We start from the raw sequence: 2,133 nt of genomic DNA on the forward strand, positions 1-2,133 counted from the left end.
ACAATTGAAAAAGTATTTCAGTAGGTAATATTTTCAATAATTAAGCTATCTCATATAAAAAGGAGTCGAATAACGACTCCTTTTTATATTCTACATTCCCTTGGATTCCTTACCTTCTCGTACCCCTAATATTTAATAACATACTTCTTTCTCACTAGCTAATACAATTTTCATCTTAGAAATTTTTCATCATATTAGAATCCTTATCATAGCTGTGAACTACCCGCCACTTAACATTCCTTACCTTCTCGTACCCCTAATATTTAATAACATACTTCTTTCTCACTAGCTAATACAATTTTCATCTTAGAAATTTTTCATCATATTACTTAGTTGAATCCTTATCATAGCTGTGAACTACCCGCCACTTAACGTCCTAACGGACTGTTTGAAGTGGGGGCTTCTCGGTTAGTCGTTACTTTTGGTAGCTAACGCATTCGTCCTAAGACAGCCGAGCTAACTCCCTTGTTCCAAGGGTTATTTTATTGCTATCTATGCTAACGCTAATAGGCGTATTGCTTCATTTTTGATATTGATAGCTGCGTTATAATCTCTATCGAGATTTACACCGCATATACAAGAATAGACTCGCTCAGACAATGACATATTTTTCACATTTCCACAACTGCTACATGTTTTTGTGGAAGGAAACCATTTGTCTATTTTCACAAGCTGTTTGCCTTGTTCATTTAGTTTATAAGCTAAGAAAGAAGTGAACATACCCCAAGCATTATCAGCGACGCTTTTTCCAAAATGAAGTGCTTGCGATATTCCCTTCATATTTAGATCTTCAATAGCTACAACATCAAAATGAGTAGCTAACTCTTTAGACTTATGATGAAGGAAGTTCTTACGTTGGTTTGCTACTTTTTCATGCAGCTTAGCTACACGGATACGTTGTTTATTCCAACGCCCTGAACCTTTTGTACGTCTTGATAATATTCGTTGCGCCTTTGCTAATCGGTCTAACATTTCACGATAGAACTTAGGATAATTGGCTCTCTCATCCTCAGAACTGACGTATAATTGATCCATCGCAAAGTCTAATCCAACAACTGTTTCTACTTCTTTTTGTACGATCTCTTTTTCGTATTCAGTCAAAATGGACACATAGTATTTACCAGTAGGTGTCATAGAAATCGTACATGACTTGATTATATGGTCTTGTGGTATTTCTCTATGCTGTTTGATACGTACCATTTTTAGTTTTGGCAATTTGATATGACCGTTAAGCAACATAATATTTCCGTTCACTACATTCGTTGTATAAGACTTTCTGTCTTTTTTGCTTTTGAATGTTGGGAAGTCATTTTGACCACGAAAGAAATTTTTATAGGCAGTCTGCAAGTTTAGTTGAGCATTTCCCAAAGCTAATGAATCAACTTCTTTTAACCACTCAAATTCTGCTTTGTATTTCGCAGGAGTGGGAAGCTTTTGTTTCTTTAGTTGATCCTTATCATCTTTATGTTTTTCATACGCTTCTTTCCGTTCAGCTAACATTCTGTTATACACGAAACGTACACAACCGAAGAAGGTTTTACGCATAAGATATACTTGGTCTTCTGTTGGATACAAACGGAATTTATATGCTTTATTCTGCTTTGTCATATCATTTCACCTCACTTTTCACTTTGATTTTCAATATATGTTTTTACTACGTCTATTGGCGAACCACCAGTAGTTAGCAAGCAAAAACTTCTTGACCAAAACATCTCTTTCCAAAGTTTCTTTTTCACTTGTGGAAAGTCTCTTTTAATAAGTCGAGAACTTGCACTTTTATAAGCATTGATGAATTTTGTCATTTCTGTATTAGGGTGTGCCTTGAACAAAATATGAACATGGTCTACATCATGATTCCATTCAACTAATGTAATGTTATAGTTTTCAGATAGTCGAACAAACATATCTTTTGCATAGTCTGACATATCATCATCAAACACATTTCTTCTGTATTTCACGACCAATACAAGGTGATAATATAACAAGAATACTGAATGGTTATTACTATCTAATTTCATTTATATACCAGCCTTTATAATTTATAAGACTGATTATATCAGAGGCAAAATAAAAAGGAAAACCTTTTGGCTACGCCCTTCACACGCTTGAGGAAGGAGAATTCTTTCGGGAAAT

The 2,133-nt window shown here is 34.6% G+C and carries 2 protein-coding genes; both read right to left on the reverse strand.

The window, feature by feature from the left end; all coding sequences use genetic code 11:
• Positions 1-492: 492 nt before the first annotated feature.
• Positions 493-1,608, reverse strand: a complete 1,116-nt coding sequence (locus DN403_RS26440; protein WP_149185912.1) for an RNA-guided endonuclease TnpB family protein — start codon at positions 1,606-1,608, stop codon at positions 493-495.
• A gap of 11 nt (positions 1,609-1,619) precedes the next feature.
• Entirely contained in the window at positions 1,620-2,018 is a 399-nt protein-coding gene (gene tnpA, locus DN403_RS26445; protein WP_000762752.1) for an IS200/IS605-like element ISBth16 family transposase, read from the reverse strand.
• Between the last annotated feature and the right edge of the window lie 115 nt (positions 2,019-2,133).

Source organism: Bacillus sp. AY2-1 (genome assembly GCF_008368965.1).
Lineage (GTDB): Bacteria > Bacillota > Bacilli > Bacillales > Bacillaceae_G > Bacillus_A > Bacillus_A thuringiensis_S.